This window comes from Anabaena sp. UHCC 0253 (assembly GCF_009712085.1).
Lineage (GTDB): Bacteria > Cyanobacteriota > Cyanobacteriia > Cyanobacteriales > Nostocaceae > Dolichospermum.
The window spans coordinates 20,531-22,377 of sequence record NZ_VILD01000020.1 but is presented as its reverse complement, the minus strand read 5'-3'; the positions used below and the strand labels follow the sequence as shown (position 1 = coordinate 22,377).

General features: G+C 36.9%; 1 protein-coding gene and 1 pseudogene. Both read left to right on the top strand.

Features of this window, described 5'->3' with window-relative positions; all coding sequences use genetic code 11:
• Positions 1-427: 427 nt before the first annotated feature.
• Positions 428-1,465: a protelomerase family protein gene (locus tag FJR38_RS27210; RefSeq protein ID WP_168540693.1), complete on the top strand. Its 1,038-nt coding sequence runs from the start codon at positions 428-430 to the stop codon at positions 1,463-1,465.
• Positions 1,466-1,553: 88 nt separating this feature from the next.
• Positions 1,554-1,847: pseudogene (locus FJR38_RS27205) on the top strand (hypothetical protein); the annotation flags it as partial.

The window sequence follows — 1,847 nt, the reverse complement described above, 5'->3', positions numbered from 1 at the left end:
GGAAAAGCCCCTAATATATATTATGGAGTTTTTCTCCTATTCCGTTACATCTTCTCCAAACCCGCCGTTACACTTTACAGGAAATTTCCGTTACAAAAAATTCTTGATTCTAGCCTAGCATAGATTAACCATGATAGTTTCATCCTCTTAACGGGTAAACTCTCTCTACTGACTCCACAGATACCGCTAATAGGATAATTGATTTAATCATCAACTTTCAGAAATTAGAATCATGTTCAGCAATCTACACTAACTCTATCGGATTACTGGATATAAACAAACCACCTATTAAACTAATCAATAGGTGGTTATTTGCGCTTATGGTGTGGGGAATTATTTTGATATCTCTATACAAATCCTCTTGACATTCTTTTTATCCTTGGTTACTATCTAATTATGAATTTTATTAATTAAGGATATCAAGGATATGTCTAGACCATTACTTGCTGCTGATGAACTAACCAACTCTGTTATAGATGACAGGGTAAAAATTCTCCTGCCACAGTTTGAGGCTTTAGCACCTTACAAAATCACTCAACGTAAGAAGGGAGTAGGGGATTTAACAGGCTGGCATAAATTAGCTATTCAAGAGGCAAGATTGCTTAAACTTAATTACCCAGACGATAAGCCAGAAGATGATAAGGAATATGGAACAGCATTAAGACAGATTACAGCATTAAAAAAAGCGTTAAAACTTGCATCTAAAACAGAATTAAAAGATGCTGCACTACTTAACCCCGTCAATACCATCATTACTAACTTTGGGAATGAATTATCAAATCAATTTGCTATCTACAAGGAAAATCAAAATACCCGTTATCGAGAAACTGTTACAGAACGCCGCAAAGTAGAAAACCGTATAGAAATTGATTTAACCAACTCCCTAAAATATGCCTACAACATCCTTACAGACGTTAAAAATGGTGAGGATAGCATCAACTGGCTTGATGTTTCTTGTGCCGTAGCTTTGGCAACTGGACGGCGTATGGCAGAAGTACATCTATCAGCAAGCTTTGAGTTAATTGATAGCCATACCGTCGCGTTTAAGGGTCAATTGAAAGGTAAGGATAGGAAGATTCGAGTAGTTGATAAAGCTGTTAAATTACGCGATGTAACTTTTAAAATCCCTACGCTACTACCTGCTGATTTAGTCTGCTTTGCTCTTGATTGGCTTAACAGTAAGGGTAAACGATTTGATAAAGATGAAGACCCCGAACGGGTAAACAGAAGGTTCTCAAAAACCTTAAACCAAGCTTGTAAGGATTGGGATATTTTCCCAGCCGATGAGAGAACCTATCACAAATTTAGAGCCGCATATCTAAGAGCCGCAATTATCAATGATGGGAATGTAGATCCCTATGATTTTACGGATTTTGCTAAGGAAGTGTTAGGCGATGACGATGAAAGCACGATAAACGCCTATAAACGGTATGAGATAAAGCAAGGAAGTCTTACCAAAATCTAAAAAAATCCCTATACAAATCCTCTTGACATATTAAAACAAGAGAGTTAGTATAGGGATAGTTAAATAAATCTACTACCTCAATTCTAGTATGAGCGACACTAAAAAGGCTTCTGATATTGCCTCAAAACTTACGGCGGAACTACAAAACCTAACTGATGAATTAGCTATCAAGAAAGTTACCCTTAAATACTGGGGTGAAATGAAAAAAGCAGTATCAGATGGGAACTTTGCAAGATGTAGAACTGTTTTGAGAAAAGCTATCCAATCGGCTTTTCCTGATAAAAATGAAGCTACACCCGGTTACTACTTTACTAAAGCTGGTAAGGGTCAATTAGAACGATTTGAACACTTAGCTTTATGGTATGCCACCGCTAGTGAGGAA

What these genes read in the sequence shown, in the direction of transcription:
- FJR38_RS27210 (WP_168540693.1), top strand. Translation starts at nt 428, where the DNA reads ATGTCTAGACCATTACTTGCTGCTGATGAACTAACCAACTCTGTTATA.